At 60.0% G+C, this 13,877-nt stretch carries 5 protein-coding genes; 4 read left to right on the top strand and 1 reads right to left on the bottom strand.

Going from position 1 to position 13,877, the window contains the following annotated elements:
• Positions 1-93: 93 nt before the first annotated feature.
• Positions 94-3,492, bottom strand: coding sequence for a TM0106 family RecB-like putative nuclease (locus tag V1292_RS21835; RefSeq protein ID WP_334374730.1), 3,399 nt, complete (start codon positions 3,490-3,492; stop codon positions 94-96).
• 142 nt (positions 3,493-3,634) lie between these two features.
• Here V1292_RS21835 and V1292_RS21830 point away from each other — a divergent pair, with 142 nt between their 5' ends.
• Genes V1292_RS21830 through V1292_RS21815 form a run of 4 tightly spaced genes read left to right on the top strand, consistent with a single transcriptional unit; the run spans position 3,635 to position 13,743 of the window.
• Positions 3,635-5,458 carry an AAA family ATPase gene (locus V1292_RS21830; RefSeq protein ID WP_334374729.1) on the top strand — a complete coding sequence of 608 codons (1,824 nt, stop codon included), beginning with the start codon at positions 3,635-3,637 and terminating at the stop codon, positions 5,456-5,458.
• 1 nt (position 5,459) lies between these two features.
• A complete protein-coding gene (locus V1292_RS21825; protein WP_334374728.1) occupies positions 5,460-6,128 on the top strand; it encodes a 4Fe-4S single cluster domain-containing protein in 669 nt (222 codons plus the stop codon).
• Entirely contained in the window at positions 6,125-12,394 is a 6,270-nt protein-coding gene (locus tag V1292_RS21820) for an AAA domain-containing protein (protein ID WP_334374727.1), read from the top strand. The genes V1292_RS21825 and V1292_RS21820 overlap by 4 nt, the downstream gene beginning before the upstream one ends.
• Positions 12,391-13,743, top strand: coding sequence for a hypothetical protein (locus V1292_RS21815; RefSeq protein ID WP_334374726.1), 1,353 nt, complete (start codon positions 12,391-12,393; stop codon positions 13,741-13,743). Before V1292_RS21820 ends, V1292_RS21815 begins: the two co-directional genes overlap by 4 nt.
• Positions 13,744-13,877 lie beyond the last annotated feature (134 nt).

Here is a 13,877-nt window from a genome sequence, read left to right as displayed (position 1 = left end):
TTATGGTTGCGGCTTTGGAAAATAAGGCGCATCACTGCCGAGGAGATAGCTTACGGCTAATAAATCCCGTCGATGCAATAGTGCAGCAACTCCTTACAATACGGTGGCCAATTCGGCGTACCGACAAAACGCATTAGCGAGTTGCATTTGGCGAGGCGTCCGACACTCTGCCTCGAATAGGCGTGGTGACGCGACCACGATGCAGATGCACTTTGCTCGAGAAACCGCGACGTTCAGTCGGTTGGCACTGTAGAGGAATTCCATTCCGCGCGGTGCGTCCGCATGACTAGAGGTCGCCATGGAATAGATGACAATGGGAGCTTCCTGTCCCTGAAATTTGTCCACCGTACCGATGCGGGCGCCTGGAATTCGTTCCTGCAGCTCGAAGACTTGCGCATTGTACGGTGCGATGATCAGGACATCGTCGAGCAAAATCCGGGACTCGTTGCCTTTTCGATCAACCCAAGTCGCTTCAGACTCCAGGATATCCCCGATGAGGTCACGGATCGCATCGGCTTCCTCCGGCGACGAACTCTGATTACCGTCGTGTTGGACCGGTAGGTACCGAAGGCCCGAGCCGTTCAGTCCGGAATTGACCTTGATTTCCTGCCGTTCCAGTCCCGGCCGGGACTTCAGACGGGCTTCGTAGAACAATTCTGAATTGAAGGCGCAGATGAGCGGATGGAGCCGCCATGTCTCGTCGAGGAATAGACCCCGATCGGCCGGAATGGTGGCATGGTGTCCGAGTACATGGTCCAGCGCGGAAACTCCGACGCCATCCGGATGACTTCCTTGAATCGGCTGCTCCAGTTGTCGCGGGTCCCCAAGCAAAACGACGCTTTGCGCAGCTTGTGCGACGGCCAGCACGTTCGCGAGAGCCATCTGCGCGGCTTCGTCGATGAACAACACGTCGACGCAAAGTCGTGCGTCCGGCCGCGCCCAGAAGTACGATGTCCCTCCGCCGACGGCACAGCTCGTCCGAATCGCATCGAGGGCTTGCTCGTTCTTTTTGACGAACATCAAGTTGTCGAGATCGTCTTCTTGATGTTTCTCGTCGACCTTTTGAACGCAGCGGATCGGGAGACCCTCCTCGCCTGCAGCCTTGACGACCTCGTCGAGAAGATTGCGAATGACTTTGTGACTATTGGCGGTTATCCCCACCCGTTTCCCGGCGCGCACAAGTGCGCAGATCATGCGCGCGCCGGTGAATGTCTTCCCGGCTCCCGGCGGCCCTTGAACTGGATAGACGCTCTGGTCCAACGCAAGCGCAACCCGGGTGGCCGTGTTCAAAATAACCTCGCCCTCGACCTGCAGGCTTTGTCCCCGCAGCCGCGGAGCGGTCGACATGAGAAGATCACGCGCAGCGCGGTGTTCGCCGGCTCCTTCAATCCCGTTTTCCGCCACGTACTGTCCCAGCCGAAGGAGGGACTCGGGACGTTCATCGCGATCCAATGATTTGTGGGCGAAGACGGCTTCGGGATGGAAATCCGCCGTGTCGCCGCGCTTCTTGATGTCGATGGTCCGATCTTCATGCGAAATGGCGACAACGCTACCGAATTTCTGGCCGCCGACGCTTCTAAGCTCGCTGTCCGGCCGGAGATCGGTGTCTTGAAGATCGAATTTGTAACGATGGATAGGCGTTTTATTCTTCCCACCGACGGTTTCCAGATACGTAAGCCCGGAGAGACCGGCACGTTCGTGAAGAAGATCCTCGACGGAAAGATCGCGAAGCCGGAAATATTCCCACCAAACAGCCTTCTTCTCCCGACCGTGCCAGTCCATCATGAATGCCAGTAGCCAACGAGCCTGCTGCTCGGCCGTCCGTTCGGCGACGTCGTCTGGGATACCTCCCGTAAGCCGGCCGACGAGTTCCGCCACCCTCTTCTGCCAGTCACCGAGCTTTTCACTGACTTCCGCAGGTTTTGGGACCGGCCGTTCGATCACTTCGCCGCTGGCGATAAGGCTGGCGCGCAGCGCTTCGAGCCACTTCCTCAGCGCGGCCGTCGAGTCGCAATCATCCTTATTGTAGCCGCGGATCGTAGCCTTGTCCGCGTCGGGAACGCCAGCGGCGTCCGCCATTTCGAGCCGCGCCTGCGTCCTCGCCATGACGGTCCCGACGTCCTCCAGCGGGACGCTGCGGGTGAACGAGTACAGGGGCTCCAGCTTTTTGATCGAATAGCTCTCCACGCTGACACGAATTCCGTGGCGGACGACGGCGAACAGATCGACGAAGATCTCTGCTCGTAGGAGGTTGTCGACTTCGTTCTCGCGCGTGGCGTAACGCCCCATCAGGCGCTTCATCGTGGCCGGCTCGTACGGCGCGAAATGGTAGATGTGTAGATCGGGATAGGATTTAAGGCGCTCGGTCACGAAATCGACGAAACGCTCGAATGCGCCCCGCTCCTCCCGCCGGTCGGAGGCCCAGTCGCCCACGTAAGTCTGCTTCCCTCCGCGATCGAGAAAAGAGTAGCCGAACAGAAATTCCAGCCCGCCTTCTCCCACGAAAGGATCACCCTCGAAGTCGAAGAATATGTCGCCCGGAGAAGGCTCGGGAAGGCGCGACAGACCGAAACCGGCGACCAGCGGCAACGGTTCGTACTTCATCGTGCCGCTCGTTTTGCCCTCGACCTGAATTCTCGCCTGCTCGCGGACTTTTTCGTAGCTTTTGGCAGCTCCGCGGTCTGGCCTCCATTCCAGGGGAATGGGCATTGCAGCGAGCGCGGCCGCGCTGCCGACTCCGCGTCTGGTCAATTCGCCGATCTGCGACTTGCTGATACCGGCCACCAGTGACAAGTGGTCGTCCCGCCGTCTGCGGTCGTCGCAATCACGGCGCCACCGGCAAATCTCGCAGTGTTCGATCGGTTCGGGATAGGCGGTGCCGGCGCCATCAGCGACCGCTCGTTCGAGACTGGCCCTCACATGCCGGTAATAGGCCGAGTAGTCGGCGACACGGTAGGTTTCCGGCTCAAAATTCGTACCTGGGGTCACGACGTGGGCCGAAGTCGGCTCGACACCCTGCATCGTAGAAAGCATGTCCGAATACAGTGAGATCTGAAGAACCGTATTCCCCTTCGTTTCCCGCGCGAGCTTCGTGTCGGTTATCTCGTACGACCAGGTACCGAACCGACTCGGCGTATCCACGCGGCGAAGCACGTCGGCCCGACCATTCCACGTTCCCGATTGCAGCGCGCCTTGAACGATGACCGCATCGCCGCGAGACATGGCCTCCAAGGTTGCCGAAATGGATTTGGGATCGAGCCCAAACCCATCGATGACCGTCACGGCCATGCCGAGCGTCTTCAAGTGATCGATGAAGGCCTGCTCGTGTGCGGCGCCGCGCTCGGCAAGGGTCTCAAGCACCGGATCCCAGATCTTCGGCCTCTTGAGTTCGCCCCTGGCTACTTTGAGGTCGAGTTCCGTCAGATACGTACAGTTCAGGTGTCCGACCAGGTCGGTCGAACTCAGGTGCAAATTCCCGCCGACGTTTTGCATTTCCCACCACAATGCCGTTCGCCGACGACCCGATTCGGTCGTCTAGCGTGCGACAATTATGCCATTTTCCTAGGCGATCGGGCTCGAAAGAGGCGAGTAATCTACTATAGTCGCGCAAAGAGTGTAGACGGGGGTCAATTCGGTGGGGGCTGGTACGGTCGAGAAGGCGAGATGGCTGCGCGATTTGCTCCGGTTTCTGCCCTTGCGAAGCCAGTTCGTCCTGTCGGGCAATACCCGGGACCTCCAAATCCATGAGGCCGCACCCGGCCAGATCACATCCGTATCCCTCGCCAGAGCATTACCGGACGCTCTGAAGGACGCCGGCTACGGTCGGATCGCCAGCTTTGATCTTTTGAACGGCTTTCGAGCCCTAGAACCCTCCGACGATAGCTTTCTGATGCATCTTGGGCTGACGACCACGAACGGAACCGCTGCCGGCGGCATCGATCTGTTGGCCTCGGCTCTCGAACGACACGTTCCTTCCGACGGCCCGCCTTCGGCCCTCATCATCGACTTCGCATCGCGCTTGATTACGCGCAGTGAGGCCCTTTCTCCGGCCGAACACCAGTTGTTTTCCCGTGCGTTGATACTTTCTCACTCGGCGCGGGCTCGTCCGGCCGGCGATCGTCGTCAGCCCTACTTCAACACCGTGATTTGGATCGTGGACAAGGAAGGAGACCTTCCGGACTGGTTCCTGATCGGTAATCCTCGTATTCGGCACATTCCGATCGGTCGGCCCGACCACTTGGCCAGGCGGACCATGATCAGTTCGTTGATGCGGGGACTACCCGGCGCTCAAATCGCCGCCCCAGCCGATTTGGAGAAGTCGACCAACGGATTCGTCGACGAAACGGAAGGACTTCTGCTTCTCGATCTTAGCGCGATCGCACAACTCTCCCGAAGTGAAAACGTCATGTTCGATCGCATCTCCGATGCGGTTCGGCGTTTCAAGGTCGGCGTCACCGAAGATCCGTGGCGCAAAATAAGCCATGACAAGATCAGTTCTGCGGACGAGTTCGTAAGACGCCGCGTGAAGGGACAGGCCCACGCCGTCACTCACATGCTCGACATAGTAAAGCGCGCCGTCACCGGCATCGGGCAATCGCCGAGGGGAGGCCGGCCAAGGGGCGTCGCCTTCCTTGCCGGTCCCACTGGCGTCGGCAAGACGGAACTCGCGAAGACCATCACGAGCCTGCTCTTCGGCGACGACAGCGCATACATCCGCTTCGACATGTCCGAGTTCAGCGCAGAGCATTCCGATCAGCGTTTGATCGGTGCCCCACCCGGTTACGTCGGATACGACGTCGGAGGCGAGCTCACGAACGCGATCCGAGAAAAGCCTTTTAGCGTCGTCCTTTTCGACGAGATCGAGAAGGCGCACCCGCGGATCCTCGATAAATTCCTTCAAATCCTGGACGACGGCGTTCTCACCTCGGGACGAGGGGATCGCGTCTACTTCTCCGAAGCGTTCATCGTCTTCACGTCCAATCTCGGCATCTACGCGCCCGGCCCCACGGGCGAGCGGATCGCGAACGTGACGCCGGAGGAGACGTTCGATGCGGTCAAACGGAAGGTCCGCAGCGAGATCGAAAAACACTTCAAGCAAGTGCTCAACCGTCCGGAAATCCTGAATCGCATCGGCGAGAACGTGATCGTCTTCGATTTCATTCGCGGAGATGTCGCGAACGAAATCTTCGATCAGATGGTGGACAACCTGCTGAACGACGTCAAATCGCTAGGCTACGAGGTGACACTGTCGGAACAGGCCCGCGCGACGCTGCGTGGTTTGTGCCTGGCGGATCTTTCGAACGGCGGTCGCGGTATACGCAATCACGTCGAAGCCCATCTCATCAACCCGCTGTCGCGCAGTCTGTTCGACAGCGGCGCAGAAGCAGGAAGCCGATATCAGGTTCTAGAAATTCAAACCGGGGCATCATCGACGCTGCGGCTCGAAAGAGAGCCTTGAGATGACTGTCCGCATCTCCGTATCGCGTATCCATTTTCCCGTGACGACTTTAGGGCCTGGCCGAAGACTTGGCATTTGGTTTCAGGGTTGCTCCATCCGTTGTCCGGGCTGCATTTCCATGGACACCTGGGTCGAAGGACGAGGAAACACGACGGTCGAAGAAGTGGTCAATTCCATCATTCCGTGGATCTCGAAGGCCGACGGCATCACCATCTCCGGAGGCGAGCCTTTCGATCAGCCCGACGCTTTGTTGGATCTAACGACACGAATCAGGTCGAAGACCGAGGCTGACATACTCGTCTTCACCGGATATCCGTGGATGCACATCCGCAACACGGTTGGCACGCCCCCTGCTACGATCGATGCCCTCGTTACGGGGCCTTTCGAGTTCGAGAAAACGCAGACGCTTGCTCTGCGAGGGAGCGACAATCAGGAACTTCACTTCATCACGGAAAAAGGCCGCGCCCGGTTCGCCAGCTTCGAGCGCCTGGCCGACGAGCGGGATCGGTCCGTCGACGTCATGTTCGACGAAAACGGCGACGTCTGGTTTGCCGGTATACCCGCGCGCAATGATTTTCGCAGACTGCAGGAATTACTCGAAAGCAATGGATCGACACTCGACACCTCCGAGGACAAGCGCATTCCTTCCATGCGGGCTCGCCCGGCATGATTAGGCTTTGCCCAAACTGCCAAACCGAACGTCCCGTCACTGAGTACTTCTGCGAAGGCACGGTCGATGGTCACAATTGCGGATGGGATCTGTCGTCGGTCGATGTGACGTTACCTGGCCGGCCGCAACCTGCGTCTGTCCCTCCCGCGCCGACGCCAGCCAATCCGGCTTGTCGCAACGGGCACGCCAATTCGCCGGGCGATCTCATCTGCAGCACCTGCGGAGAAATTCTCGACGAACCGGCATCGCCCGCTCCACAACCCGAGCCAAGACCCGAGCCAGATACCGAACCATCGCCGACCGAGACAATCATCGACGGCTGGCGTCTCCTCGACAGGATCGAGTCGTCAAGTACGGTTCGTGAACGCTATACGGCCGTGCAGGACTCCAGCGAACGTCGCGGAGTGCTTACGCTATATGCGACCGCGTCCGAACCGGACGGAGCGATCTACGATCTGCTGCGAAAAGTTCCGCGCGATCACGTCGCGGAAATAATCACGACCGGTCGATGGTGCGAGCGCGCTTATGAGGTCGTAGAAGAATTCCCGGGCGGCACCGTCGCGGATCTGTCGCTGGACGTCGGTGATCGGACGGCGCTGGAGAGGTTCATCAGCGAACTTGCCCGAGCCGTACATTCGCTGACCGAGGCAGGCCTGCGCCACAGAGACCTCCGCCCTACCACCATTTTCGTCCGCTCCCGGGATCCGCTCGACCTCGCTATCGGCAGCTTCGGCTCCGCACGGCTTTCGGAATTCGACCTCGACATCGCCTCTCCGCTTGAAACGACCCGCTACATGGCGCCTGAAGCGATTGCGGGCGGCGTAGCGGCGGCTTCGGACTGGTGGAGCATGGGGATGATCCTGCTGGAGCGGATCACCGCAGGAGCCTGCTTCGAAGGCATCAACGAGCAGGCCTTCCTGATCCACGTGCTGACCAACGGCGTGCCGTTGCCGGAGAATCTGGATCCTTCCATGGACCTGCTTCTTCGAGGCCTTCTCGCAAGTGATCGCCGTCAGCGGTGGCAATGGAAGGAAGTTCAGGCCTGGCTGGCGGGCGAAGCAGTGTCAGTGCCTGCAGGACAAAAAGCCGGCGAAGCGGAGGGTCGGGCATCCATCACGCTCGGCGGCAAGCAGTACAGGTCGGCCGGCTCGTTCGCTCTTGCCGCTGCCGAAGCATCCAACTGGGATGAGGCAAGAGGCCTTCTACTGCGAGGAGCGGTGGCAACCTGGGCTACAGAGGCGGGTTTCGATGCCAAAGTGCCCGCGGCGCTGCGACAGTTCGCACGGGTCGAGGAACTGAACGAAGATCTGAAGTTATCGATCTCGTTGAAGACACTGAACCCGTCCATGCCTTTGATTGTCCGGGGAAACATTGTTACCCCAGGCTGGCTGCTCGACCATCCCGACGACGGCTTCAGCCTCATCACTGGCCCGGCTCCAGATCTTCTTCGAAAGGTCGATGCGGACGATTTGCTTTGGCGCCTGAAACTGCGCGCCGAGACTGTCCGGAAGCGCCTGGAACAACTCGATATCGAAGTCGAGGAGGACCTGCTTCGCGTGCACCTCCTCTCGACGTCGATGGCCCGTTTGTCGGCTCTGTGGGAGGAGAAGCGGAGGTTGCTTCCCGACACCGACCATGCGGGCATCGTTTCGCTCGTGGAGCGGCGACAGTCGGCCGAAGAGGATCTGATAATTCTCCTCAGCGCATCGCCGAGCCAATTCCGCTCGGTGGAGGAGGTGATCGAGGAGGCAGCCAAGCAGACTTCATCGGCAGGCTTGAGCGCCTTTTCGAAGGAGGAGGCTGCGGCGCGACTCGCGCGGCCTCGTCGTGAAATCTACCAGGCGGTCGACGAGCGTATACAAAATTTCGCCAGGTGCGGGATTTCGACTGTCGACGAATGGGCCGACGAATTTCGTCTTGACCGACGCATGCCGATCGGTCGGGCGCTCGCACTTCTCTCTGTTCCGAAAGACACGTGGAAGCCGCTTCCCAAGCAAGGCTACGTTTCGACCATTCTTGATTTTTTCGCGAAAAGAATATCAGGCGGCGTACTGCGTGGGCCGCTGACGCGGATGCTCATCGGCAAAACCGCGAGAATAGATCTGACCGAGTTGAATACGCCGCGATTGCCGGGATCGGAAATCCTTAGTCTTCTTTTGGCCAGAGCGGGTCGAGCAGTGAACGTCGATCCTGCCGCGTTTTCCGAGAACGAGGGACTGGAACGCAGACTGCGATCTCTCCATTCGCATGCACTGCTCTACAAGCGAGATACCGGGATCGACGGCCTATACATGGGATTTCCGTTCCTCCTCATGCGAGACGGGAAGCCGAACACGAAGCCGAGGATCGCGCCCGTCCTGCTCTGGCCAGTCAGCGTGTCGCCCGAAGTTGGAAACCGCGGTCATGTTACGATCGGGTACGGACGCGAAAAGAACGCCGAGACGGAAGCCGAACACGTCGTCGTCAACCCAGCCCTCGAAGGCATGGTGGGAATTCCCGAAGCAAGACGATGGCAGGAAGCGGCGGACGAGCTGCTCACCCGCGGCAGTCTTACGATTCAGGATGTGATGGACGCGTTCAGCCAGCTCGCCTCGCCGATGGGAAGCGAGTTGACACCCCTTCCCCGGAAGGACGTGAAGGTCGGCTCGCACGAACGACAAGTCGTGCCGGCAGCCGTGCTCTTTCATCTCGCCTTTATGGGGCAGGCGGTCATGAAGGATCTCCAGCTCTTGAGAGGAATGCCGCCAACGGCGACCGCGCTCGAGGCAGCACTCCGTCTCACGGATCAAAAGTCGGCGCCGCCGACGCCGGCCCCGGTACGGGAGATCGATCGCTACTTCACAGCCGACAGCGACCCCTCCCAGGAGGCGGCGGTGATCGAAGCTCGACAGGCACCAGGCCTCGTCATTGAGGGGCCACCGGGGACGGGCAAAAGCCAAACCATCGTCAATATGGTGGCGGACGCGATCGGCAGGGGCAAATCGCTGCTTGTGATTTGCCAGAAGCAACCGGCAATTGACGTCGTCAGGAAGCGCCTCGAAAGAGAGCGGCTTGGTGACCGTTTCGTCATGATCACGGACGCGACGCGAGATCGCGAGGCTATCGTCGGCTCGATCCGTTCCCAGGTCGAAGCCCTACATGGTCGTCCCGCGGGCGGTTCGCCCGCCTGGAAGCGCGATCGCGAGCGATTGGCGGCTCGCATCGACGTGCTCGAAGCGGAACTCGATCGTCAACAGGCCGCCTTGCACGAAGTCGAAAATCGGACGGGATTGACCTATCGGTCATTGCTCGGCGAACTCCTGGCCATCGAGGAAAACGAGCCGAAGCCAATCGGTGCGCCGGCGCTTCGTTCGCTACTATCGGACTTGCATCCGTCAGACATCGCAACGGTCGAGGAGAATTGCGGACCGCTTGCGAGATATTGGCTTCCGGCCAAATTCGAGGGCAATGCCCTATCCTCTCTCAAGGTCTTCAACCCGGACCGCGGAACGGCGGAGGAGTTCGGTACGTCCCTTCGTGCCTTCTCGGACTTGGAGGCAGGACGCGAGAACGCGGAAGCGGAGACCGCGGACTCGTTGAAGATTTCAGATTTTGACGCCTTCAGACAATGGCTTCGGACGGCCGAGAAGCTTCGCTCGATCAGCGAGGGCCTCTGCGCCAATCTCGGACGCTGGCTTCCTATGTTTAGAAGTCCAGAGGGCGGCCGGTCCAAGGGCACCAATATGCTCGCCGGCCTCGTTTGGCTTGAGGAACGCCTCGCTTCGCTTGATCCATCGGCCCACCAGCCGGAGCAGATTCGGAAGCTGGTGAGAGTCCACGACGACGAGCTAAGATCCACTTCGGAAATGGCAGCAGCGGTACTCCAGCCAGCGAAGGGATTGGCAATGATCAATCCCATGCGTTGGTTTCGAAAACGTCGTCTTCGCGCTCTGCTGACGACCATGAGTTTTGCCGACGACGACCGAGCCATCTCGTCTTTCCATCGTGGGGCCGAACTGGAGTTGGTGCTCAGGCCGCTGAGAACGCAGTTGGCCGGATATCTCACCGCGCTTTTCGGCAAGGCTCCCGATCACGACGTTGCTCCCGGCAAACTCGCCGAATTTTCTAGGAACCTGCATTCGATACTTGCGGTCGTCCACAACCTCGTGACCGTCATAGACGACTGCCCCAACCGGGCTGAGCTCGACCGGGCAGCCATGACCGGAAAGGTCGAAGGGATTGACTGGTTCTTCGGGCGGGCGGATCGTGCCCTCAGAAGACAGGATGTCCGGCAGCAAAGCCATGCGGCGCTGGATGATCTTGCCCGATATTTTGACGCGGATTGGATCGAATCGCGACGCGCGACGATCGACGGCGGCCGATCAAACGAGGCCGCCCTCGCCGAAATACTCCAAGCGTTACCGATGCTGGTGCCCTACCAGGAATTTCGGCTCCGCTCCGTTCGTCTCGGCGACAAGGAACGCGCTATCTTCCGCACTCTTCGCTCGAAGGAAGCTGAACTCTCATCGATCGGTACCGGCGATCTTGATTCTTGCATCCGTGCAACCATCGGACGGGAGGCGCGGCTGGCCTGGAAGAGCGCGATGGAAGCCGCCAATCCGGAGGTCCTCCTCGATAGCGGAGCGGTCGAAGCGAAGGTGACGTCGCTTGCCGAAGCCGACGCGCAGATCAGGGATTGCAACAGGGAGCTTCTGATCCACGGCATCGACGTCAGCCGCGTCCATCCGACGCGAGAGTGGGAACCGATCACTCGACTTCGCGGACCGAGGGCGTTGCGACTTCGAGAGTTCATCGAGAAAGCCGCTCCGCTTGGCCTTTTCGCGCTGCGACCGGTTTGGCTGATGACTCCCGACATCGCGAGCCGCGTGCTGCAAGCGCGTCCCGGCACGTTCGATACCGTTATTTTCGACGAAGCCTCCCAGATGCCGGTGGAATATGCGTTGCCATCGCTATTCCGGAGCAAGATCGTGATCGTGAGCGGCGACGAGAAGCAGATGCCGCCCACGACATTCTTCGCGAGCAAGGTTGAGAACGACGAAGCGGCAATCTTCGATGGCGAGGAGCCGGAGGAGGAAGCGACCGAAGAGGAACGCGAAGCCTTCGCGGAAACGTGGAATCGGCGGGAGATCAAGGATTGTCCCGACCTGCTCCAGCTTGCGCGCTCTGCCCTCCAAAGTCGAACCCTGCAGGTCCACTATCGTTCGAAATACCGCGAGCTCATCTCGTTTTCGAACGCTTCGTTCTACGCGAACGGTCTCAGTGTGCCGGTTCGCCACCCCGACGAAACGATCCGGAGGATCAAACCTATCGAGGTTCTCCGCTCGGACGGCATCTACAAGAGCCAGACCAATCCCAAGGAAGCCTCCGATGTGGTGGAGTATCTCAGCAGCCTCTGGGAGGACGCTTCGCCGCCATCAGTCGGTGTCGTGACATTCAATCGCAAGCAGGCAGACGCAATCGAGGATGCGCTGGAAGAGCGCGCCGAAAACGACGAGGCGTTTCGCGATGCCTTGATGCGGGAGCGTGAGCGCGTCGAAGGCGGCGAGGATATGGGCTTCTTCGTCAAGAACGTGGAGAACGTTCAGGGCGACGAGCGCGACATCATCGTGTTCTCGACCACTTTCGGACGCAATGAGCACGGCGTTTTCCGCAAGAGCTTCGGAGCACTCGGTCATGCCGGCGGCGAGCGGCGCTTGAACGTGGCCGTGACCAGGGCAAGAGAAAAGGTCGTCATCGTCACGTCCATGCCGGTATCCGAGATTTCCGACCTCCTGATCCGACGCGGCGGACCGCGTGTACCTCGGGACTATCTTCAGGGTTACCTGGAATACGCTCGTACCGTTTCGGAGGGATCGGCAGACTCCGGCAGGACCTTGCTCGAACGCCTCGTGACGGAAAAAAGCGCGGATCGCGAATATGAAAGTCTCGTGGACGATGGCTTCACGAAATCCGTCGAGAAATTTCTGGAGACCAGCGGATGGAAGCCGGCCAAGGCGCGCGATGGTGGCGCGTTCAGTCTCGATTTCGCGATCACCGATCCTCGCACGGGTCTGTATGCGCTAGGCGTAGAGTGCGACGCTCCGCGGCACTTGCTGCTCCAAAGAGCCCGAGCGCGCGAGGTCTGGCGACCGAAGGTTCTGAATGGAGCGGTCCCGTTCATTCACCGGGTCTCGTCGTACGCGTGGACCCATTCCCGGGATGAGGAGCGTCAGCGCCTCAAGGAAGCCGTCGAAAACGCCCTACATAACGGAGGAGGATACCAATGAGTGGTCCGAAAGCCTTCCGGATAGTCACCCGCGCGGAAATCATCTCAATCTGCCGCCGCAACTTGGCGCGCCTGGACGTGGCCATCGAAATTTGGACTTCGACCTGCAAACGCAACGGGACGATCGATCAGTCAGATATCGATCGGGTTATCGCTCGACGCGACGAAATCCGCCGTATGCTCGACGCGGACAGGTTCACGGACCTTCAAAAGCAGGTCGTAGCCGAGATCTCATATTTGAACGCCGATACGGAGCGACGTGCGGAAAGGGCCGCAGAATCTGAAGCGAAGCGCAAGGGCGATCTAAGACGTGCCAAGTCCGCCGCCCAGGCACTGCTCGCGAGATTCGAGACTTCCCGCATCGAAATTCCCGTCGACCTTCGACGCGAGCTTACGACCCCGGCGGCGTCCGTCGAAAGCCTCAACCAGGCGGTCAGCAAGGGGCTAATGCTGCTTCAACCAACAGACGGCTCCGGAGCCATCACCAACCGTCAGCGGGCGCTCGCCGACCGGCTCGGTGCCGGCGACCGTCGTCTCACGATCGAGGAGTGGACTTCCCACCAAACCGGCACAAACGACGATCAGGCGCTTTTGAAGGTGGACAAATTCCTCGGGGAACTTGCTGGCCTTGGGATCGATCCGAGTCCTTATTCCGCCCGCATCGCAGCTCTCGAGGCCGAGCCGCGCGCCCGGCAGGCTCTCGTTGCCGACAGCCTGCTCCTCGATCTCAACTCTGCGATCAAGACCGGGCGCGAGCACGCACGCCTCGAACGGGATCTTGCTGACCGGCGTGCCGAACTGTCGGAGATGAAATCGGTCGAAGCGGCCGCGCTGCGCTGCGAGATCGAGCGGGCCATTGCGAAGTCCGGCGCCAATGACCAGGAACTCGTCAAACGCGCCGACTTCCTGATCGAGGCCGAAGTCCGCTCCATGGCTGCGGAGGAGCGGCGACGCGCCGTCTTGGAGGGGCTCGCAAGCCTCGGTTATGAGGTCTCCGAAGGGATGATGACGGCTTGGGTCTCGGACGGTCGGATCGTTCTAAGAAAGCCTGCCAATCCGGAGTATGGCGTCGAACTTTCGGGCGGATCGCAAGCGGATGTCATGCAGGTAAGAGCCGTCGGTATTGGAAATCCTGCCGCGGCGCGGGACGCGAGCCGCGATCGGGACATGGAGACGATCTGGTGCGGCGAGTTCGAACGCCTGCAGTCGCTGGTCGCGAAAGCGGGAGGAAACGTCTCCATCGAAAGCGCCCGTCCGGTTGGGCAATACCCTCTCAAGGTAGTAGCCGATCTTGGTGTAGTCCCAGCCAGCAAAGAAGTCGAAGTCCCTTCGTATCGTACGCGTCAATAGGGTTCAAAACTTTTCGTGGATGTACGGAAAACTGAATCCAGAAGGGTCATGGTACTGAAATCACCTCTCATGCTCAACTGGCTGCTGCCGCACGGCCAAAGAACATCACCGAAAGATGGCACGCGGCTCGCTCA

This window comes from Bradyrhizobium sp. AZCC 1719 (genome assembly GCF_036924525.1).
In the GTDB taxonomy this organism is placed as follows: Bacteria; Pseudomonadota; Alphaproteobacteria; order Rhizobiales; family Xanthobacteraceae; genus Bradyrhizobium.
Note: the sequence above shows the minus strand (reverse complement) of the source record. Positions and strands in the feature narration are given on the sequence as shown.